At 72.2% G+C, this 18,868-nt stretch carries 20 protein-coding genes; 7 read left to right on the top strand and 13 right to left on the bottom strand.

The genetic code is table 11. From position 1 onward, the window contains the following. Nucleotides 1-64: 64 nt before the first annotated feature. The 3 genes from ABZ854_RS14965 (at nucleotide 65) to ABZ854_RS14955 (ending at nucleotide 3,253) form a co-directional block, all read left to right on the top strand. Nucleotides 65-1,420 (top strand): dipeptidase, encoded by a 1,356-nt coding sequence (locus ABZ854_RS14965; RefSeq protein ID WP_361209750.1) that lies wholly within the window; start codon nucleotides 65-67, stop codon nucleotides 1,418-1,420. 62 nt (nucleotides 1,421-1,482) lie between these two features. After that, on the top strand, nucleotides 1,483-2,199 hold the full coding sequence (locus ABZ854_RS14960; protein WP_361209747.1) for an MBL fold metallo-hydrolase: 717 nt from the start codon (nucleotides 1,483-1,485) through the stop codon (nucleotides 2,197-2,199). 10 nt (nucleotides 2,200-2,209) lie between these two features. Next, nucleotides 2,210-3,253, top strand: a complete 1,044-nt coding sequence (locus tag ABZ854_RS14955) for a protein kinase family protein (RefSeq protein ID WP_361209745.1) — start codon at nucleotides 2,210-2,212, stop codon at nucleotides 3,251-3,253. 426 nt (nucleotides 3,254-3,679) lie between these two features. Here the strand turns inward: ABZ854_RS14955 and ABZ854_RS14950 are convergent, their stop codons facing one another. Further along, nucleotides 3,680-4,723: an NUDIX domain-containing protein gene (locus ABZ854_RS14950; RefSeq protein WP_361209742.1), complete on the bottom strand. Its 1,044-nt coding sequence runs from the start codon at nucleotides 4,721-4,723 to the stop codon at nucleotides 3,680-3,682. Between the two features lie 152 nt (nucleotides 4,724-4,875). Then, entirely contained in the window at nucleotides 4,876-5,067 is a 192-nt protein-coding gene (locus tag ABZ854_RS14945; protein WP_361209739.1) for a hypothetical protein, read from the bottom strand. Between the two features lie 185 nt (nucleotides 5,068-5,252). On the opposite strand from ABZ854_RS14945, the gene ABZ854_RS14940 reads away from it, so the two are divergent. After that, entirely contained in the window at nucleotides 5,253-5,606 is a 354-nt protein-coding gene (locus tag ABZ854_RS14940) for a hypothetical protein (protein WP_361209736.1), read from the top strand. Between the two features lie 130 nt (nucleotides 5,607-5,736). Here the strand turns inward: ABZ854_RS14940 and ABZ854_RS14935 are convergent, their stop codons facing one another. Next, nucleotides 5,737-6,684 (bottom strand): ROK family protein, encoded by a 948-nt coding sequence (locus tag ABZ854_RS14935; protein ID WP_361209733.1) that lies wholly within the window; start codon nucleotides 6,682-6,684, stop codon nucleotides 5,737-5,739. A 216-nt stretch (nucleotides 6,685-6,900) separates the two neighbouring features. Here ABZ854_RS14935 and ABZ854_RS14930 point away from each other — a divergent pair, with 216 nt between their 5' ends. Next, nucleotides 6,901-7,950: a LacI family DNA-binding transcriptional regulator gene (locus ABZ854_RS14930; RefSeq protein WP_361209730.1), complete on the top strand. Its 1,050-nt coding sequence runs from the start codon at nucleotides 6,901-6,903 to the stop codon at nucleotides 7,948-7,950. A gap of 112 nt (nucleotides 7,951-8,062) precedes the next feature. Here ABZ854_RS14930 and ABZ854_RS14925 read toward each other — a convergent pair whose 3' ends face one another. From ABZ854_RS14925 to ABZ854_RS14900, 6 genes are all read right to left on the bottom strand, one after another. Then, the gene (locus ABZ854_RS14925; protein WP_361209727.1) at nucleotides 8,063-9,382 is read right to left on the bottom strand and encodes an aldolase; all 1,320 of its coding nucleotides are present in this window, start codon (nucleotides 9,380-9,382) and stop codon (nucleotides 8,063-8,065) included. A gap of 214 nt (nucleotides 9,383-9,596) precedes the next feature. Then, a complete protein-coding gene (locus ABZ854_RS14920) occupies nucleotides 9,597-10,559 on the bottom strand; it encodes an electron transfer flavoprotein subunit alpha/FixB family protein (RefSeq protein WP_361209725.1) in 963 nt (320 codons plus the stop codon). A gap of 54 nt (nucleotides 10,560-10,613) precedes the next feature. Beyond that, the gene (locus tag ABZ854_RS14915) at nucleotides 10,614-11,399 is read right to left on the bottom strand and encodes an electron transfer flavoprotein subunit beta/FixA family protein (protein WP_129310946.1); all 786 of its coding nucleotides are present in this window, start codon (nucleotides 11,397-11,399) and stop codon (nucleotides 10,614-10,616) included. 218 nt (nucleotides 11,400-11,617) lie between these two features. Further along, nucleotides 11,618-12,127: a flavin reductase family protein gene (locus ABZ854_RS14910; protein WP_361209721.1), complete on the bottom strand. Its 510-nt coding sequence runs from the start codon at nucleotides 12,125-12,127 to the stop codon at nucleotides 11,618-11,620. A 44-nt stretch (nucleotides 12,128-12,171) separates the two neighbouring features. Further along, nucleotides 12,172-12,252 carry a putative leader peptide gene (locus tag ABZ854_RS14905; protein WP_361210045.1) on the bottom strand — a complete coding sequence of 27 codons (81 nt, stop codon included), beginning with the start codon at nucleotides 12,250-12,252 and terminating at the stop codon, nucleotides 12,172-12,174. A gap of 32 nt (nucleotides 12,253-12,284) precedes the next feature. Beyond that, the gene (locus ABZ854_RS14900) at nucleotides 12,285-12,731 is read right to left on the bottom strand and encodes a thioredoxin family protein (protein ID WP_361209718.1); all 447 of its coding nucleotides are present in this window, start codon (nucleotides 12,729-12,731) and stop codon (nucleotides 12,285-12,287) included. Nucleotides 12,732-13,016: 285 nt separating this feature from the next. On the opposite strand from ABZ854_RS14900, the gene ABZ854_RS14895 reads away from it, so the two are divergent. Beyond that, nucleotides 13,017-13,745 carry a lysophospholipid acyltransferase family protein gene (locus ABZ854_RS14895; RefSeq protein ID WP_361209715.1) on the top strand — a complete coding sequence of 243 codons (729 nt, stop codon included), beginning with the start codon at nucleotides 13,017-13,019 and terminating at the stop codon, nucleotides 13,743-13,745. An 82-nt stretch (nucleotides 13,746-13,827) separates the two neighbouring features. Here ABZ854_RS14895 and ABZ854_RS14890 read toward each other — a convergent pair whose 3' ends face one another. Genes ABZ854_RS14890 through ABZ854_RS14880 form a run of 3 tightly spaced genes read right to left on the bottom strand, consistent with a single transcriptional unit; the run spans nucleotide 13,828 to nucleotide 17,095 of the window. After that, nucleotides 13,828-14,901, bottom strand: a complete 1,074-nt coding sequence (locus ABZ854_RS14890; RefSeq protein WP_361209712.1) for a low specificity L-threonine aldolase — start codon at nucleotides 14,899-14,901, stop codon at nucleotides 13,828-13,830. Further along, on the bottom strand, nucleotides 14,898-15,644 hold the full coding sequence (locus tag ABZ854_RS14885) for an SDR family oxidoreductase (RefSeq protein WP_361209709.1): 747 nt from the start codon (nucleotides 15,642-15,644) through the stop codon (nucleotides 14,898-14,900). The genes ABZ854_RS14890 and ABZ854_RS14885 overlap by 4 nt, the downstream gene beginning before the upstream one ends. 53 nt (nucleotides 15,645-15,697) lie before the next feature. Next, nucleotides 15,698-17,095, bottom strand: coding sequence for a DUF6421 family protein (locus ABZ854_RS14880; protein WP_361209706.1), 1,398 nt, complete (start codon nucleotides 17,093-17,095; stop codon nucleotides 15,698-15,700). Between the two features lie 497 nt (nucleotides 17,096-17,592). Between ABZ854_RS14880 and ABZ854_RS14875 the strand changes: the two genes are divergently transcribed. Continuing rightward, nucleotides 17,593-18,276 carry a glycerophosphodiester phosphodiesterase family protein gene (locus ABZ854_RS14875; RefSeq protein WP_361209703.1) on the top strand — a complete coding sequence of 228 codons (684 nt, stop codon included), beginning with the start codon at nucleotides 17,593-17,595 and terminating at the stop codon, nucleotides 18,274-18,276. Between the two features lie 19 nt (nucleotides 18,277-18,295). Here the strand turns inward: ABZ854_RS14875 and ABZ854_RS14870 are convergent, their stop codons facing one another. Further along, entirely contained in the window at nucleotides 18,296-18,835 is a 540-nt protein-coding gene (locus tag ABZ854_RS14870; protein ID WP_361209700.1) for a GNAT family N-acetyltransferase, read from the bottom strand. Between the last annotated feature and the right edge of the window lie 33 nt (nucleotides 18,836-18,868).

Genomic DNA, 18,868 nt, shown 5'->3' with positions numbered 1-18,868 from the left:
CGGCCGCTGTGGGAGGATCGGGGTACCTCACCAGTTCAACGTCGCACCTACGAGGAGCGTGCCCATGTCGTCGAATCCGGTCGCCGAGACCGTCGCCTCGCTGCTGCCCCGGGCGAAGGCGGAGCTGACCGAGCTGGTCGCCTTCCGGTCGGTCGCGGACTTCGACCAGTTCCCGAGGAGCGAGAGCGAGGGCGCCGCGAACTGGATCGTGACCGCCCTGCGCGCCGAGGGCTTCACCGACGTGGCCGTGCTGGACACCCCGGACGGCACCCAGTCGGTGTACGGCTACCTGCCGGGCCCGGAGGGCGCCAAAACGGTTCTGCTCTACGCCCACTACGACGTGCAGCCCCCGCTGGACGAGGCCGGCTGGGCCACCCCGCCGTTCGAGCTGACCGAGCGTGACGGCCGCTGGTACGGCCGCGGGACCGCCGACTGCAAGGGCGGCCTGATCATGCACCTGCTCGCGCTGCGCGCCCTGAAGGCCGACGGCGGTGTCCCGGTCCACGTCAAGGTCATCGTCGAAGGCTCGGAGGAGCAGGGCACGGGCGGCCTGGAGCGCTACGCCGAGCAGCACCCCGAGCTGCTGACGGCGGACACCATCGTGATCGGCGACTCGGGCAACTTCCGCGTCGGTCTGCCCACGGTGACCACCACCCTGCGCGGCATGACCCTGCTCCGCGTGCAGGTCGAGACCCTCGCCGGCAACCTGCACTCGGGCCAGTTCGGCGGCGCCGCCCCGGACGCGCTGGCCGCTCTGGTCCGGGTCCTGGACTCGCTGCGCGCCGAGGACGGCTCGACCACGATCGACGGTCTGGACGCCGGCGCCCGCTGGGACGGTCTGGAGTACACCGAGGAGCAGTTCCGCGGGGACGCCAGGGTGCTCGACGGGGTCGGCCTGATCGGCGGCGGCTCGGTCGCCGACCGCATCTGGGCCCGCCCGGCCGTCACGGTCCTCGGCATCGACTGCCCGCCGGTCGTCGGCGCCACCCCGTCGGTGCAGGCCGGGGCCCGCGCGCTGGTCAGCCTGCGGGTGCCGCCGGGCGTGGACGCGGCGGAGGCGACCAAGCTGCTCCAGGCCCACATCGAGGCGCACACCCCGTGGGGCGCCCGGGTCACCACCGAACAGATCGGCCAGGGCCAGCCCTTCCGCGCCGACACCTCCAGCCCGGCCTACCAGGCGATGGCCGACGCGATGGCGGTCGCCTACCCGGGCGAGACCATGCAGTACGCCGGCCAGGGCGGCTCCATCCCGCTGTGCAACACCCTCGCCGGCCTCTACCCGCAGGCGGAGATCCTCCTGATCGGGCTGAGCGAGCCGGAGGCGCAGATCCACGCGGTCAACGAGAGCGTGTCCCCGGAGGAACTGGAGCGGCTGTCGGTCGCCGAGGCCCTCTTCCTGCGCAACTACGCCGCGAGCTGAACCCTTCTGCCACGGGCAGAGCGCCCTCGCCGCCCGGCGGGGGCGCTCCCTACGGTCGGCGCATGGACGTCATCCAGCTCCTCCCCCGCCTCCACCTCCTGCGCTTCACCGTCGGCCAGGCCTATCTCTGGCACGACGGCGACGCGCTGACGCTGATCGACTCCGGGACGATCGGATCGGCCCGGCCGATCGCCGACGCGATCACGTCGATGGGCCGCTCGCCCGGAGACATACGGCGGATCGTCCTGACCCACTTCCACGAGGACCACGTCGGCGGGGCCGCCGAACTGGCCGCGCTCAGCGGCGCCGAGGCGTTCGCCCATCCCCTGGACGCGCCCTTCGTCACGGGCGAATTCCCGGGCCCACAACCGCGCCTGGAGGACTGGGAGCGGCCGATCCGGGCCGAGGTGGCCCGGCACCTGCCCCAGGGTGAGCCGACGCATCCTGAACGGGTCACACCCGTCACCGACGGCGAGGTGCTCGACTTCGGTGGCGGCGCCCGGGTGCTCCATGTGCCGGGCCACACGGACGGCAGCATCGCGCTTCTGCTCCCCTGCGAGGGCGTGCTGTTCACCGGTGACACCGTGGCCGCGTCCCCCGTCGACGGCTCCGTGATCCCGGGTGTGTTCAACCTGGACAAGGACCAACTCCTCGCCTCCTTCCACCGGCTGGCGGAGCTGGACGTGGACGTGGCGTGCTTCGGACACGGTGAGCCGGTGGTGGGCGGGGCCGCGGCGGCCCTGCGGAAAGCGGCGGACAGGCGGGCCGCCGGGGGCTGATCATGGGGGCATGACCGCCGAGCGCTTCGCCGCCCACGCCCGGATCGCCGCCTCCCTCGCCCGGCTGGACGACCGCGAGCTGGCCGCACGGCTTGCGGAGGCCGAGCCCCTCGGTACCGGCATCGGCGGCAGGTCCGTACGGCTGACGGTGGACGATCGCCCGGTGTTCGTGAAGCGGGTGCCCCTGACGGACCTGGAGCGGCGGCCCGGCAACGAGCGGTCCACGGCCAACCTGTTCGGGCTGCCGCCGTACTGTCACTACGGCATCGGCAGCCCCGGCTACACGGCCTGGCGCGAACTGGCCGCGCACACGCTGACCACCGGGCACCTGCTGAACGGCGGCTTCCCGGGCTTCCCGCTGCTGCACCACTGGCGCGTCCTGCCCGAGGAGCCCCAGCCGCTGCACGGTGAACTCGCCGACGTGGAGCGGGCGGTGGCCTACTGGGGGCCCAAGTCACGGGCGCGCATCGAGGGACTGCGGTCGGCCTCCGCGAGTCTGGCGCTGTTCCTGGAGTACGTCCCGCACAGCCTGGGCGACCGGTTCGGCGCCGAACTCCACTCGGACCGGGCCGACGCGGCCTGCCTGCGGGTGGCGCGGGGCCTGACCGCGCTGACCGACGCGCTGCACGCCTTGGGACTGCTCCATCTGGACGCCCATTTCGACAACATCCTGACCGACGGCCGCGCCCTGTACCTCACCGACTTCGGGCTCGCTCTAGGTTCCGGGTTCCGACTGGACGACGCAGAACGGGAGTTCTTCGGCCGGCACCGGGACTACGACCGCGTCTACACCGCCAACCACCTGGTCATCCGGCTCGCCGCCGAACTGTACGGATACGGCCGGGAGGAGCGGGACGAGCACGTCAGGGCCTGGGCTTGCGGTGTCCGCCCCGAGGGAGTCCCGCCGGCCGCCGCCGACCTCCTGACCCGTCTCGCGCCGCTCGCCGTGATCATGGGCGACTTCAGCCGGCGGCTGGTGCACGACAGCCGGCTGACGCCGTACCCGGAGCAGGAGCTGCGCGGCGCCTACAACAGCTCGATGCTCTCGGCGTAGTGGCAAGCCACGGGATTTGCCACCGCCCCGGTCGACCAGTGCCGGCACCTCCTCCACGCAGGCCGTGCGCTCGGACTCGGTGAGCTGCTGGGCAGACTTGGGGCAGCGGGTGCGGAAGCGGCATCCGCTCGGCGGGCGGACCGGGTTCGGCATGTCGCCCTGGACGATGATCCGGGTCCTGGAAGACGATCTGCAGCTCGCGGCGCAGCGGCCGCATGCGGCGTCTGCTCAGCTCGGTCAGCTCGTGTCCGCCGAAGCGCACCCCTCCGGAGGTGGCCCGTTCCAGGCCCAGCAGCGTGCGGGGCGACCGTGGTCTTCCCGGAGCCGGACTCCCCCAACCAGGCCCAGGGTCTCGTTCTCGTACAGCCCCTCGCTTGTGTCTCGGAAGGACCCGGACCGGGCACAATCCCCCGTTCAGACGGTCCGTCAGCCGACCGGTACGCCCGCCTCCAGATACAGTGCGGCCCCGCGTTCCCGGGCGCGCAGCGCCCAGCGCAGCCGCTCGTAGCGCACGGGGGGCAGCATCCCGGCGGCCTCCTGCTCGGTGACGAAGCGCCAGTCGCGCAGTTCGGGGCCCGGCAGCAGCACCCGGCCGGCCGCGGCGGGGTCCAGCCGGCCGCCGTCGAACAGCAGCCGCAGGCCGCCGTAGCCCGGGGGCACGGGCCGTTCCCAGTCCACGACGAGCAGCCGGGGCACCTCCCGCAGCCGTATCCCGGTCTCCTCCGCGACCTCGCGCATGCCGGCGCGGGCCGGGGCCTCGCCGCGCTCGACCACTCCGCCGGGGAACTCCCAGCCGGCCTTGTAGGTGGGATCCACGAGCAGCACCCGGTCCTGCTCGTCGAAGAGGAGGACCCCGGCCGCGAGGGTCTCGGCGGTGGGCTCCGGGGTCTGCACGATCTCGCACGGGGCCACGTCCCCGGAGCCGACGGAATCGGCGATGCGGACGGCGGTCTCGTACGGCGTGAGCGCGCTGGTGTCGACGAGGTGGGCGTCGGCGGTGAGCCAGGAGGCGAGGGCGGCGCGGTAGGGCTCGATGTGGTCGTAGGACCACTGGCGCATCCGTATCTCGCCGTCGGTCGGGTCCGGCGGGATCTCGCGGTCCGCTATCCGCTCGCGCAGGATCGTTTCAGCCGGGGCGAGGAGCACATGACGTACGGCGATCCGGCGGGCGGCCAGCCCGCCGAAGATCTCGTCGCGGTACTCCTGGCGGAGCAGGGTCATGGGGACCACGAGGGTGCCGCCCAGGTCGGCGAGCAGGGCGGCCGCCGTGTCGATCACGAGCCGGCGCCAGACCGGGAGGTCCTGGTAGTCGCCGGCCTCGGCGAGGCGTTTGGCCGGCAGCAGGTGCCGGAGCGCACCGCCGATGACCTCCGGGTCGAAGAGCGTGCTGTGCGGGATCAGTTCGATCAGTTCCCGTGCGGTGGTGGTCTTTCCCGCACCGAACGCGCCGTTGATCCAGACGACGGTCACGGTTCCCCCTCTTCTGTTGGCCCCCTGGGGCTTGCCCGCTCCACCCTGCCACGGAAACCACGTCCAGTTGAGGGCGCTGGGAACGACGGTGCCGGCACCCCGTGGCGGGGCGCCGGCACCGGGCCGCGTGACGGGGCCGCGTGACGGGCTTGCTACTGCTGCCCGAGGGCGTTGTGGTCGATGGCCAGGCTGTCCTGGCTGACGAGCTGCTGTACGTCGTCGAGCGTGCCGGAGATCTTGAGGTCGTCCTTGGGGGCGTGGTCCGCGGCGTGGGACGGGGTGACGGCGGCCACGACGAACCCGGTGGCGAGCGTGGCGAGGGCGAGCATGCTGCGCTTCTTCATGCCGGGATCAACTGTGCGCGCGGCCGCTGGGTCACGCACCCGTCGGCGTGAGAGACGCGGCGTGCGCTCCGGCCACCGGCCGCACCACCCGGCCGTAAACAAGTGGATCACCCGCCCGGCCCGCCGGTAGCGTGCGGACCCCGCCCGTCCGTCCCGGCGACGGGCCCCACCAGGAGAGCGGCAGCATGACCAGCCCCCGCCCGACGACGACCCTCTGGCGTCCCACCGGCCCCGCCGAGCTGGAGCTCGTCCGCGAGCTGGAGTGGCGGGCCTGGCCGCCCCGGCTGCCTGAGCAGCCGATCTTCTACCCGGTCCTCGATGAGGACTACGCGATCAGGATCGCGCGGGACTGGAACGTCAAGCACGACGGTGCCGGGTTCGTGACCCGGTTCGAGGTCGACACGGAGTTCGTCTCCCGCTACCCGGTCCGGCAGGCGGGCGGCGAGACCATCCTGGAGCTGTGGGTGCCGGCGGAGGAGCTGGCCGAGTTCAACACCCACATCGTCGGCACGATCGACGTGGTCCACGAGTTCCGGTGAACAGCCGCCGTCCGACCGGACTCCGTCGGCAGCGGCAGCGGCAGCGGCAGCGGCAGCGGCAGCGGCAGCGGCAGCGGCAGGGGGAACGTTCCTGCCGGCCGGGTGGCGGAACGTTCCTGTCGGTCGGCCGTCAGACCGGGGCGGTGTCCGTCCGGCGGGCGAGGGCCGCGGCGGCCGCGCCGACCAGGCCGGCGTCCGTGCCCATCTGGGCGGGGGTGATCTCCAGGTGACGTACGAAGGACAGGGTCGCGTAGTCGGTAAGGGCCTTGCGCAGCGGTGTGAACAGCACGTCACCGGACTTGGCCACGCCACCGCCGATCACCGCGATGTCGATCTCGACGAGGGTCGCGGTGGCCGCGATGCCGGCGGCCAGCGCCTGCGCGGCCCGCTCGAAGGAGGCCACCGCGACCGGGTCGCCCGCCCTCGCGGCGGCCGCCACCGCGGCGGCGGAGGCGTCCTCGTCGGGGCCCGGCCGCCAGCCCTGCTCCCGGGCGCGGCGGGCGATGTTCGGTCCGCTGGCGATGCGCTCGACACAGCCGCGCGCACCGCACGGGCAGGGGTCGCCGTCGAGGTCGACGCTGATGTGCCCGATGTGCCCGGCGTTGCCGGTCGGACCGGGATGCAGCCGCCCGTTCAGCACCAGGCCGCCCCCGACGCCCGTGGAGACGACCATGCACAGCGCGTTGGCGTGGCCGCGCGCGGCGCCCTGCCAGTGCTCGGCGGCGGTGATCGCCACTCCGTCACCGATCAGCTCGACCGGCAGTCCCCCGGTCGCCGCACTCACCCGCTCCACCAGCGGGAAGCCGCGCCAGCCGGGCACGTTGACGGGGCTCACGGTGCCGGCCGAGGCGTCGACGGGTCCGGCGCTGCCGATGCCGACGGAGGCGGCACGTCCCCACAGGGGCGACCCGGCGAGGTCGCCGAGCACCTCCTCCACGGCCCGCATGACCGTGTCGCCGTCCTGTCGCGCGGGCGTCGGGCGCTGGGCGCGGGCGTGGAGGCGGCCGTGGCCGTCCACGAGCGCGCCGGCGATCTTGGTGCCGCCGATGTCCAGGGCGGCCACCAGGTCCGTGTGCATCAGAGTCAGATCTCCCCGTTCAACCGTGCTTATGAAGGCGAAGCAGCAGGCCGGTCGCGGTGGGGGCGCGGGCCCGGGACAGCGGTGGACAGTCTCTCGCGCAGCTGACAACGTTGTCCAGGCTCTATGCTCGACGCCACATCCTCATACAAGCCCATGGATCGACGCAGAGCACCCAGTGGGGCCTGCACGGACGACAGGACAGGACGCCGCATCGTGCCCGAGACCACCCGCCGCGCAGACCACCTCTCCGGGACCCGCTACGGCAACCGTCCGACGATGAAGGACGTGGCAGCGCGGGCCGGAGTGGGCCTGAAGACGGTCTCCCGGGTGGTGAACGGCGAGCCCGGCGTCACCCCGGACACCGAGCGCCGCGTGCAGGAGGCCATCGAAGCCCTGGGCTTCCGCCGCAACGACAGCGCCCGGGTGCTGCGCAAGGGCCGCACGGCCAGCATCGGCCTCGTCCTGGAGGACCTCGCGGACCCGTTCTACGGCCCTCTCAGCCGGGCCGTCGAGGAGGTGGCCCGCTCGCACGGCGCCCTGCTGATCAACGGCTCCAGCGCCGAGGACCCCGAGCGCGAGCAGGAGTTGGCGCTGGCCCTGTGTGCACGGCGGGTGGACGGGCTGGTGGTGATCCCGGCCGGGGACGACCACCGGTACCTGGAGCCGGAGATCCGGGCGGGCGTGGCGACGGTGTTCGTGGACCGTCCGGCGGGGAAGATCGACGCGGACGTCGTCCTCGCCGACAACCACGGGGGCGCCCGCGACGGCGTGGCCCATCTGATCGCGCACGGCCACCGCCGGATCGGGTTCATCGGCGACATGCCGCGCATCCACACCGCCGCCGAGCGGCTGCGCGGCTACCGGTCCGCCATGGAGGACGCGGGGATAGCCGTGGACGAGCGCTGGATGTCGCTCGGCACGACCAGCCCCGAGCGGGTGCGCCGGGCCACCGAGGAGATGCTGACGGGCCCCTCCCCCGTCACGGCGGTCTTCGCGGGCAACAACCGGGTCACGGTCACCGTCATCCGCGTCCTCGCCGAGCAGTCCCGCCCGGTCGCGCTGGTCGGTTTCGACGACATCGAACTGGCCGACCTGCTCCGTCCGGGGGTCACGGTCGTCGCCCAGGACGCGGCCGCCCTCGGCCGCACGGCCGCCGAGCGCCTCTTCCGCCGCCTCGACGGCACCCCCGTGGCCCCGGAGCGCATCGAACTCCCGACCCGCCTCATCACCCGCGGCTCGGGCGAACTCCGGCCCGCGGACTGAGCCACCGCGTACGACCGCCCCGCCGCCCGGACGTGCGACCGCCCCGCTCCCCGGTGTCCGCTCTGGTGTCGGGCGGGGTCCGGGGTGCGGGGCGGCAGGTGCTCGGCGGGGGCTACTTGGTGGAGGCTGTCAGGTCGCCGCGGCGAGGGGAGGCGAAGCCTTCCAGGTCCGCGCGGGTCAGGCCCGAGAGGCGGGCCACCTCGGCGATGTCGAGAGCGCCGCAGTCCAGGCCGCGCAGCAGGTAGCCGCTGAGAGCCTTGGCGGTGGCGGGCTCGTCCATCACGTCGCCGCCGGCCCGGTTGGCGTACCGGGCGAGACGGGCCGCGGCCTGCTCGAAGCCCTCGCGGTAGAAGGCGAAGACGGCCGCGTAGCGGGTCGGGATGTGACCGGGGTGCATGTCCCAGCCCTGGTAGTAGGCGCGGGCGAGAGCGCGGCGGGTGAGGCCGTAGTGCAGCCGCCAGGCGTCGTGGACCTTGGCCGTCGGGCCGACCGGCAGGACGTTGGTGGAGCCGTCCGAGACGCGTACGCCGGTGCCGGCCGCGGCGACCTGCATGACGGCCTTGGCGTGGTCGGCCGCCGGGTGGTCGCTGGCCTGGTAGGCGGCGGAGACGCCGAGGCAGGCGCTGTAGTCGAAGGTGCCGTAGTGCAGGCCGGTGGCGCGGCCCTCGGCGGCCTGGATCATCCGGGCGACGGCGGCCGTGCCGTCGGTGGCCAGGATGGACTGGCTGGTCTCGATCTGGATCTCGAAGCCGAGGCGCCCGGGTTCCAGGGCGTGAACCTTCTCGAACGCCTCCAGGAGCCGGGCGAAGGCGGTGACCTGTTCGGCGTAGGTCACCTTCGGCAGGGTCAGCACCAGCCCGTCGGGCAGTCCGCCGTGCTCCATCAGGGTGGTGAGGAACACGTCGAGGGTGCGGATGCCCCGGTCGCGTACGGCGGCCTCCATGCACTTCATGCGGATGCCCATGTACGGCGCGGCCGTGCCGTTCCGGTACGCCTCGGCGATCAGCCGGGCGGCCCGCGCGGTCGCGGCATCCTCCTCGGCGTCCGGGCGGGGGCCGTAGCCGTCCTCGAAGTCGACGCGCAGGTCTTCGATGGGCTCGCGCTCCAGCTTGGCGCGGACGCGGGAGTGGACCGGCTCGGCGAGCTCGTCGGAGAGGCCGAGCACGGCGGCGAACGAGGCGGCGTCCGGGGCGTGGTCGTCGAGGGCGGCGAGGGCCTGGTCGCCCCAGGAGCGGAGGGTGTCGGCGGCGAAGGCGTCTCCGGGGACGTACACGGTGTGGACGGGCTGCCGGGTGCCGGGGTCGCCGGGGTAGCGGCGCTCCAGCTCCGCGTCGACGGGGGCGAGGGAGGCGCTGATCTCCTCGCTGACGGCGCCCGCGAGGCTCGTCGCGACCTTCTGCTCCCGGCCCTGCTCCTGCTGGCCCTGACCCATCCCACACCCTCCATTTTCCGCTGTGCGGAATCAACAATCCGTAGAATGAAGTTATCCGGGGTGGTTCCCGCTGGTCAACACCCGTCCGGGGACTGGTCGGCAGCCGGTGGGCGCCCTCGTCGTCACCGTGCCCGGACGCCTCCAGGATGCACCGAGGCCCCCGTGACCGCGCAGGTCACGGGGGCCTCGTACGCCGTGGGCGGCGGAGGGACGATCAGCCCTTGCGGGTCTTGATCTCCTCGGTCAGCTGCGGGACCACGTCGAAGAGGTCGCCGACGACGCCGTAGTCGACCAGGTCGAAGATCGGGGCCTCGGCGTCCTTGTTGACGGCCACGATGGTCTTCGAGGTCTGCATGCCGGCGCGGTGCTGGATCGCGCCGGAGATGCCGTTGGCGATGTAGAGCTGCGGGGAGACCGACTTGCCGGTCTGGCCGACCTGGTTGGTGTGCGGGTACCAGCCGGCGTCCACCGCGGCACGCGAGGCGCCGACGGCCGCGCCGAGGGAGTCGGCGAGGGCCTCGATGACCGAGAAGTTCTCCGCGCCGTTGACACCGCGGCCACCGGAGACCACGATCGCGGCCTCGGTCAGCTCCGGACGGCCCGTCGACTCACGGGCGGTACGGCCGGTGATCTTCGTGCCGGTCGCCTTCTCGGAGAAGGACACCGACAGCGCCTCGACAGCACCGGCGGCCGGGGCGGCCTCCACGGCGGCCGAGTTCGGCTTGACCGTGATGACCGGGGTGCCCTTGATCACGCGGGACTTGGTGGTGAAGGACGCGGCGAACGCCGACTGGGTGGCCACCGGGCCCTCGTCGCCGGCCTCAAGGTCGACGGCGTCGGTGATGATGCCGGAACCGATGCGCAGCGCCAGGCGGGCGGCGATCTCCTTGCCCTCGGCGGAGGACGGGACCAGCACGGCGGCCGGGGACACGGCCTCGTAGGCGGCCTGCAGGGCGTCCACCTTCGGCACGACCAGGTACTCGCCGTACTCGGCGGCGTCGTGGGTGAGCACCTTCACCGCGCCGTGCTCGGCGAGGGCGGCGGCGGTGTCGGCGGCGCCGTTGCCGACGGCCAGGGCGACCGGCTCGCCGACGCGGCGGGCCAGGGTCAGCAGTTCCAGGGTGGGCTTGCGGACGGCACCGTCCACGTGGTCGACGTAGACGAGGACTTCAGCCATGGGACTTCTTCTCTCCTGCTTGCGAGGTATGAGGGGCGGTCAGCGGGTGCGGGCTCAGATGAACTTCTGGCTCGCGAGGAACTCGGCGAGCTGCTTGCCGCCCTCGCCCTCGTCCTTGACGATCGTGCCGGCCGTGCGGGCCGGACGCTCGGCCGCGGCCTCGACCTTGGTGAACGCACCCTCCAGGCCGACCTCTTCGGCCTCGATGTCCAGGTCGGACAGGTCCCAGGACTCCACCGGCTTCTTCTTGGCGGCCATGATGCCCTTGAAGGACGGGTAACGCGCCTCGCCCGACTGGTCCGTGACGGACACGACGGCCGGGAGGGAGGCCTCCAGCTGCTCGCTCGCGGCGTCGCCGTCACGGCGGCCCTTCACGGTGCCGTCCTCGATCGAGACCTCGGACAGCAGGGTGACCTGCGGGACGCCCAGGCGCTCGGCGACCAGCGCCGGCACGACACCCATGGTGCCGTCGGTGGAGGCCATGCCGGAGATGACCACGTCGTAGCCGGCCTTCTCGATGGCCTTGGCCAGCACCAGGGAGGTGCCGATGGCGTCCGTGCCGTGCAGGTCGTCGTCCTCGACGTGGATCGCCTTGTCGGCGCCCATCGACAGGGCCTTGCGCAGCGCGTCCTTGGCGTCCTCCGGGCCGATGGTCAGCACGGTGACCTCGGCGTCGTCCGCGTTCTCCGCGATCTGCAGCGCCTGCTCGACCGCGTACTCGTCCAGCTCGGAGAGCAGACCGTCCACATCGTCGCGGTCGACGGTCAGGTCATCGGCGAAGTGCCGGTCGCCAGTGGCGTCGGGCACGTACTTCACAGTGACAACGATCCTCAAGCTCACGCCGGCTCTCCTACTGCATCGTCATTTCCTGGCTGCCTCTTGCAGGCAGCATAGGCGCCTGAAGCGGCCGATCCCGGTCGGGGCGTCCGCGCGCTCCGACCGAAATATTACTCGTCAGTACACCCAGTTCCTGCCCGCTAAGCAAGCGCTTTGAACTGTGACCTTCGCAACGCAGCGTAACCGGAACTCGACGGCTCCGCAGGACGGGAGGGGCGTGATCAATCCCGCAGACCGTTGAAGCGGCCCTGGTGGTAGAGGAGCGGGCGGCCGTCTCCGCCGGCGTCGCCGAGGACCACCTCGGCGAGCACGATCCGGTGGTCGCCGGCCGGGACGCGGGCGGTGATCCGGCACACCAGCCAGGCCTGCACTCCGTCCAGCACCGGTACGCCCGCCGGGCCCTCACGCCAGGCGGTGGGCGCGCCGAAGCGGTCGGCGCCGCTGCGGGCGAACGTGGCGGCCAGCTCGCTCTGGTGCTCGCCGAGTATGTGGACGCCGACGTGGTCGGTCCCGGCGACGGCCGGCCAGCTGGAGGCGCCCGTGCCGATGCCGAAGGAGATCATCGGCGGGTCGGCGGAGACGGAGGTCACGGAGGTGGCGGTGAAGCCGACCGGTCCGGCGGCGCCACGGGCGGTGATCACGGCGACGCCGGCGGCGTGCCGCCGGAACGTGGCACGGAGCAGGTCGGGCGAGGCGAGCCGGATGGTGCCCGGGTCGTGCAGGGCCGTCATGGACGTGTCCTTCTGCGGGAGGTGACGTCGGTGTCCGTTGCTGCTCACCGGCTCGGACAGGCCGCGCTCGCGGTGCGCAGGAGATCGACGTGGACCCGTCCGAAGAGAAGGAGTTCGATCGGCATGGGGTCAGGCTGACGACAAGGGGCGGGCCCCGTCAAGCCGGTCCCGACGAGCGGGAGGTGCCCGTGCGGCCACCCGCTGGGCTGCCCACAGCCTCGCCGAGAGCCGCGATCACATCCGCCGTGCGGGGCTGTCCGGCGGCGCGCCGCACCACCCGGCCGTCCGCGTCGAGCACCAGCACGGTGGGCGTCTTCACCACGCGTACGCGGCGTACGAGGTCCAGGTGGGCCTCGGCGTCGATCTCGACGTGGGCCACGCCCGGGACCATGGCGGCCACCTCGCCGAGAACGCGCCGGGTGGCCCGGCACGGCGCGCAGAAGGCGCTGCTGAACTGCACGAGAGTGGCCCGCTCGCCGAGCGCGGCCCCCAGGTCGTCCGCCCCGAGGCGCTCGCCCTCAGCGCCACTCGGCCCCCTGCCCCCGTCCGTACTCCCTGTACTCCCCTCCGCCCGGAGCCGCTCGCCGTCGTTCCGCCCGCGCACCGCACACCCTCGCTTCCCGTGACATGTCGTCCCCGACGGAAAGCATGCCCGGTCGCGGGATGATTCCCGCTTTCCGGCCCGTGGTCCCGCCGGCACTCGCGTGCGGTTCCGGGGCCGGTACGGCCCGGGTACGACGTGACGAGGATCTCCCCGGCCTCGGGCACCAGGACTGGTCCCCCGTTCGTTCTTCGGGCACGATCTGCGAGACGCCGTAAACCTACGGCTGCGTAACTTTCCCGCCGGGAGCCCCTTTCCCGAGCAGAGCAGAAAGGGTCCGTCCCGCCCATGGCAGAGCTGGTCTACCGTCCCGTCATCGGTTTCGCGAAGACGTTGTTCAAGGTCTGGGACCTGAAGATCGACTGCAAGGGGTCGGAGAACATCCCGCGCTCGGGCGGTGCCGTGCTGGTGAGCAACCACATCAGCTACCTGGACTTCATCTTCGACGGTCTGGCCGCCCTGCCGCAGAAGCGCCTGGTGCGTTTCATGGCGAAGGAGTCCGTGTTCCGGCACAAGGTGTCGGGGCCGCTGATGCGCGGGATGAAGCACATCCCGGTGGACCGCGGGCAGGGCGAGGCGGCCTACGCGCACGCGCTGGACTCGCTGCGCTCGGGCGAGATCATCGGGGTGTTCCCGGAGGCCACGATCTCGCAGTCGTTCACGCTGAAGAGCTTCAAGTCCGGTGCGGCGCGGCTGGCCCAGGAGGCCGGCGTCCCGCTCGTGCCGATGGCTGTGTGGGGCACGCAGCGGCTGTGGACCAAGGGGCACCCGCGCAACTTCAAGCGCAGCCACACCCCGATCACCGTCCGGGTCGGCGAGCCGGTCGAGGCGCCGCGCGACCAGTACGCGGGCGCCATCACCCGCCGCCTGCGCGAGCGCGTCCAGGAGCTGCTGGAGGCCGCCCAGCGTGCCTACCCCGCGCGGCCCAAGGGCCCGGAGGACTCCTGGTGGCTCCCCGCTCACCTGGGAGGCACCGCCCCGACCCAGGAACAGCTGCGGGCGGCCCAGGCGCACTGACACGGCGTACGGCGCAAAGGCGCTCACCCGAGGGCCGTCGGCTCCTGGGGTGAGCGCCTTTCGTGCACCGTCCCGGCGTGCGCTAGCGCGCCATCTCCTCCTTGAGCGCCGCCACGAACGCGTCGACGTCGTCCTCCGTCGTGTCGAAGGAGCACATCCAGCGCACGTCACCGGCGGCCTCGTCCCAGAAGTAGAACCGGAACCGCTTCTGCAGCCGCTCGGTCACCTCGTGCGGCAACCGGGCGAAGACGCCGTTGGCCTGCACCGGGTAGAGGATCTCCACGCCGTGCACCCCGCGTCGCGCGCCCTCGGCGAGCCGCTGCGCCATCTCGTTGGCGTGGCGGGCGTTGCGCAGCCACAGGTCCTTCGCGAGCAGCGCCTCCAGCTGCACGGACACGAAGCGCATCTTGGAGGCGAGCTGCATGGACAGCTTGCGCAGGTGCTTCATGTGCCGTACGGCGTCCTGGTTGATCACCACGACGGCCTCGCCGAACAGCGCGCCGTTCTTCGTCCCGCCCAGCGAGAGGATGTCGACGCCGACCGCGTTGGTGAACGTGCGCATGGGCACGTCCAGGGAGGCGGCGGCGTTGGCTATCCGGGAGCCGTCCAGGTGCACGCGCATGCCGTGGGCGTGGGCGTGCTCGCAGATCGCGCGGATCTCCTCCACCGTGTAGAGGGTGCCCAGTTCGGTGCTCTGGGTGATCGACACGACCTGGGGCATCGCCCGGTGCTCGTCGTCGAAGCCCCAGGCCTGCCGGTCGATCAGCTCGGGCGTGAGCTTGCCGTCCGGCGTGGGCACGGTGAGCAGCTTCAGGCCGCCCATGCGCTCGGGGGCGCCGCCCTCGTCGACGTTGATGTGCGCGCTCTCGGCGCAGATCACCGCGCCCCAGCGGTCGGTGACCGCCTGGAGCGCGACGACGTTCGCGCCGGTGCCGTTGAAGACGGGGAAGGCCTCCGCGGTGGCCCCGAAGTGGCTCCGGACGATGCCCTGGAGGTTCTCGGTGTAGTCGTCCTCGCCGTACGACACCTGGTGGCCGCCGTTGGCCAGGGCCAGCGCGGCCATCACCTCCGGGTGCGCGCCCGCGTAGTTGTCGCTGGCGAAACCGCGGACCTCCGGGTCGTGGTGGCGACGCGCGTCGGTCCTGGGAGGGTTCACGGCTTCTCGGTCAGCCACAGACGGTTTCCGTTCACTTCGGCGGCGGTCTTGCTCCAGACGCCCTCGACGGCCTCGGCCAGGTCCTTGACGTCCGTGAAGCCCGCGAACTTCGCGTTGGGGCGTTCGGCGCGCATCGCGTCGTGCACCAGCGCCTTCACCACCAGGATGGCAGCCGCCGAGCCGGGGCCCTGCTCGCCCCCCGCCTTGCGGAAGCCGTCGGCCATGGCGAGCGTCCAGGCCTCGGCCGCGGCCTTGGCGGCGGAGTAGGCGGCGTTGCCGGCGGTCGGCTTCGACGCTCCGGCGGCGCTGATCAGCACGTACCGGCCGCGGTCGCTGCGCTGCAGGCCGTCGAAGAACGCCAGGGACGTGTGCTGCACCGTGCGGACGAGCAGCTTCTCCAGCAGGTCCCAGTCGGTGAGGTCGGTGTCGGCGAAGCCCGCTCCGCCGCGCCAGCCGCCGACCAGGTGCACCAGGCCGTCGACGCGGCCGTGGTCCTTCTCGATGCGCGCGGCCCACTCACGGGCCGAGCCGAGGTCGAGCAGGTCGACCGTCTCACCGGTGACCGTGGCGCCGCCGCGCGCGTAGCGGGCCGCGTCCACGGCCTCCGCCAGGCGCTCCGGGTTGTTGTCCGAGCCGACGACCGTCGCGCCGGCCTCGGCGAGCCGGATCAGCGCCGCGCGGCCCGCGGGACCGCCCGCGCCCGCCACCGCGATCACCGCACCGCTGAGAGACCCGTTCCCCATGTTCTTCCCCTCTTGAACTGTGTCCTGCACGCGTTGGACTGTGGCGCGGTCGCTCACGCGGCGAGCCGCTCGGCGCCGTCCGCCGTGATGCCCTTGGTGGAGGCGATCACGTTCTTCAGCTTCTTGGACAGGGCCTCATAGAACATGCTGAGCGGAAACTCGTCCGGAAGCACGTCGTCGACCAGCTTGCGCGGCGGCAGGGTCAGGTCCAGGGCGTCCGGGCCCTTGGCCCACTTGGAGCCGGGGTGCGGGGCGAGGTAGGTGGAGACCAGTTCGTAGCCGGCGAACCAGTGCACCAGCTTCGGGCGGTCGATGCCGTCCTTGTAGAGCTTCTCGATCTCGCCGCACAGCTGGTTGGTGACCTGCGGGGCGCGCTCCCAGTCGATGGAGAGCTTGTTGTCGGTCCAGCGGACGACGTCGTGCTTGTGCAGGTAGGCGAAGAGGAGCTGCCCGCCGAGACCGTCGTAGTTGCGGACGCGGTCGCCGGTGACGGGGAAGCGGAACATGCGGTCGAAGAGCACCGCGTACTGTACGTCACGGGCCTGCGGGACGCCGTCCGCCTGGAGCTTGACGGCCTCCTTGAAGGCGGTGAGGTCGCAGCGCAGTTCCTCCAGGCCGTACATCCAGAACGGCTGGCGCTGCTTGATCATGAAGGGGTCGAACGGCAGGTCGCCGTGGCTGTGGGTGCGGTCGTGGACCATGTCCCACAGCACGAAGGCCTCCTCGGAGCGCTTCTGGTCGTGGACCATCGCGGCGATGTCCTCGGGCAGGTTCAGGCCCAGGATGTTCACGGCGGCGTCGGTGACCCGGCGGAAGCGGGCGGCCTCGCGGTCGCAGAAGATGCCGCCCCAGGAGAATCGTTCCGGCGCCTCGCGCACGGCGATGGTCTCGGGGAAGAGGACGGCGGAGTTGGTGTCGTACCCGGCCGTGAAGTCCTCGAAGGTGATGCCGCAGAACAGCGGGTTGTCGTAGCGGGTGCGCTCCAGCTCGGCCAGCCAGTCGGGCCAGACCATGCGCAGCACGACCGCCTCCAGGTTGCGGTCCGGGTTGCCGTTCTGCGTGTACATCGGGAAGACGACGAGGTGCTGCAGGCCGTCGGCGCGGTGCGCGGCGGGCTGGAAGGCGAGCAGAGAGTCCAGGAAGTCAGGGACCTCGAAGCCGCCCTCGGCCCAGCGGCGCAGGTCCTTGACGAGGGCCTCGTGGTAGGCGGCGTCGTGCGGGAGCAGCGGAGCGAGCTGCTCGACCGCCTCCACGACCCGGCGTACGGCCGCCTCGGCGTCGGCCCGCTCCGGGGCGCCCTCGGCGTCGAAGTCGATCGACCCGTCCTTGGACTGCCATGGCCGGATCTGCTCCACGGCATCCTTGAGCACGGGCCAGGCCGGGTGCTCGACCACCCTGGTCAGCGAAGGAACCTGCCCCTCCGCACCCGCCTGCACAAGAATTTCCGTCATGACCCATCCTCCACGGGAGAAGCTCGCGTAAGGACACCGTAGGCATACGGGGTTCCTCCCAGCAAGAGGGGTACCCGGAAAATATCCCGTGCATCCACATGGTGACCGTCGTTTTTCCTGTGCCAAACCGTGACGGCGCTCACTTTCGTCGCGCAGGTGGGTGCGGTCACGGCGGACGGCGGGCGACTCGGGGACGGTCGGCATTCGGCCGTCCGGGTGACGGGGACCGGCGAGGAGGCGGGTCTCGGCCATGCCTGGTCAGGGACGACCGGACCGGCGGCCGGCCGGCGGTCAATCTCCCGGGGACTCGCCCACGCCAGGGTGACCGCAAGGCGCATACGAGCCAGGAACCGCCCGCCCCGTGCCCCGATGCCCCGCGCAAGCGCGGCTGCATCGCGGGACCCGGCCATTAGGCTGCCAACCTGCCTCGCGGACGACGACGTCCCGTCGCCTGACGCGGGCGTGCCGAGCCGCCGTCGACGGAAGCGAGTTGAACCTTGAACTTCCTTACCATCGGTCACCGCGGAGTCATGGGTGTCGAGCCCGAGAACACCCTCCGTTCCTTCGTCGCCGCGCAAGCGGCCGGCCTCGACCTGATCGAACTCGATCTGCACCTGAGCAAGGACGGCGCCCTCGTCGTCATGCACGACGCCGAAGTGGACCGTACGACCGACGGCACCGGGCCGATCGCCGAGAAGACCCTCGCCGAGCTGCGCTCCCTGGACGCCGGGCGCGGAGAGCGCGTCCCGGTCTTCGAGGAGGTGCTGGACGCGGTCAGGGCGCCCCTCCAGGCGGAGATCAAGGACGTGGCGGCGGCCCGCGCGCTGGCCGAGGTCATGCACGGGCGGGACCTGGTCTCCCGGGTGGAGGTGTCGTCGTTCCACGACGAGGCCGTCGCGGAGATCGCCCGGCTGGTGCCGGGGGTGCGCACCGCGCTGATCGCGAGCCGGTACGGCACCGACGTGGTGGAGCGGGCGACGGCGGTGGGAGCCGCGACCCTCGTCCTCAACATCCGGCGGCTCACCCTGGAGGTCGTCGAGCACGCGCGCGCTGCGGATCTGAAAATCCTCGGCTGGGTGGTCAACACCCAGGACCACCTGCGGCTCGTCCGCGCCCTCCAGCTGGACGGGGCGACGACCGACTACCCGGAGATCAAACGCACCGGCCGCTTCACGGCGTAGGCCGGGGCGGCCGGGACGATCAGGCGAGCTCCTTGACCAGCAGCTCGAACTGGAGGTCGTCGCGCTGCGGGATGCCGAAGCGCTCGTCGCCGTACGGGAACGGGGTCATCCGTCCCGTACGGCGGTAGCCGCGGCGCTCGTACCAGGCGATCAGGTCCTCGCGCACGGAGATCACCGTCATGTGCATCTCGGTGACGCCCCACGTCTCGCGGGCCTCCCGCTCCGCCTGGGCCATGACGACCTTGCCGAGCCCGGAGCCCTGCTGGGTGGGACTGACCGCGAACATGCCGAAGTACGCGTGCTCCCCGCGGTGCTCCAGCTGGCAGCAGGCGACCAGCCGCCCGTCCCGCTCGGCGGTCAGCAGCCGGCTGTCGGGAGACTTGATCACCGCGAGCACGCCCTCCGGATCGGTCCGCTGCCCCTGGAGGATGTCCGCCTCCGTGGTCCACCCCGCCCGGCTCGAATCGCCGCGGTAGGCCGACTCGATCAGCGCCACGAGCGCGTCGACATCGGTGTCGGTGGCATCGCGGAAGGTGGGTGCGGTGGCGGCGGTCCCCATGGGTGGTCTCCGATCTCGGGCGCGGCTGAGCCA

Origin of the sequence: Streptomyces sp. NPDC047028, from assembly GCF_040644095.1 — a bacterium.
Classification (GTDB): Bacteria; Actinomycetota; Actinomycetes; order Streptomycetales; family Streptomycetaceae; genus Streptomyces.
This window is presented reverse-complemented; position numbering and strand designations above follow the sequence as displayed.

Coding starts and splice junctions, on each gene's coding strand:
- ABZ854_RS14965 (WP_361209750.1), top strand. CDS start 65: ATGTCGTCGAATCCGGTCGCCGAGACCGTCGCCTCGCTGCTGCCCCGG.
- ABZ854_RS14960 (WP_361209747.1), top strand. CDS start 1,483: ATGGACGTCATCCAGCTCCTCCCCCGCCTCCACCTCCTGCGCTTCACC.
- ABZ854_RS14955 (WP_361209745.1), top strand. CDS start 2,210: ATGACCGCCGAGCGCTTCGCCGCCCACGCCCGGATCGCCGCCTCCCTC.
- ABZ854_RS14945 (WP_361209739.1), bottom strand. CDS start 5,067: ATGAAGAAGCGCAGCATGCTCGCCCTCGCCACGCTCGCCACCGGGTTC.
- ABZ854_RS14940 (WP_361209736.1), top strand. CDS start 5,253: ATGACCAGCCCCCGCCCGACGACGACCCTCTGGCGTCCCACCGGCCCC.
- ABZ854_RS14935 (WP_361209733.1), bottom strand. CDS start 6,684: ATGCACACGGACCTGGTGGCCGCCCTGGACATCGGCGGCACCAAGATC.
- ABZ854_RS14925 (WP_361209727.1), bottom strand. CDS start 9,382: ATGGGTCAGGGCCAGCAGGAGCAGGGCCGGGAGCAGAAGGTCGCGACG.
- ABZ854_RS14920 (WP_361209725.1), bottom strand. CDS start 10,559: ATGGCTGAAGTCCTCGTCTACGTCGACCACGTGGACGGTGCCGTCCGC.
- ABZ854_RS14910 (WP_361209721.1), bottom strand. CDS start 12,127: ATGACGGCCCTGCACGACCCGGGCACCATCCGGCTCGCCTCGCCCGAC.
- ABZ854_RS14905 (WP_361210045.1), bottom strand. CDS start 12,252: ATGCCGATCGAACTCCTTCTCTTCGGACGGGTCCACGTCGATCTCCTG.
- ABZ854_RS14895 (WP_361209715.1), top strand. CDS start 13,017: ATGGCAGAGCTGGTCTACCGTCCCGTCATCGGTTTCGCGAAGACGTTG.
- ABZ854_RS14885 (WP_361209709.1), bottom strand. CDS start 15,644: ATGGGGAACGGGTCTCTCAGCGGTGCGGTGATCGCGGTGGCGGGCGCG.
- ABZ854_RS14880 (WP_361209706.1), bottom strand. CDS start 17,095: ATGACGGAAATTCTTGTGCAGGCGGGTGCGGAGGGGCAGGTTCCTTCG.
- ABZ854_RS14870 (WP_361209700.1), bottom strand. CDS start 18,835: ATGGGGACCGCCGCCACCGCACCCACCTTCCGCGATGCCACCGACACC.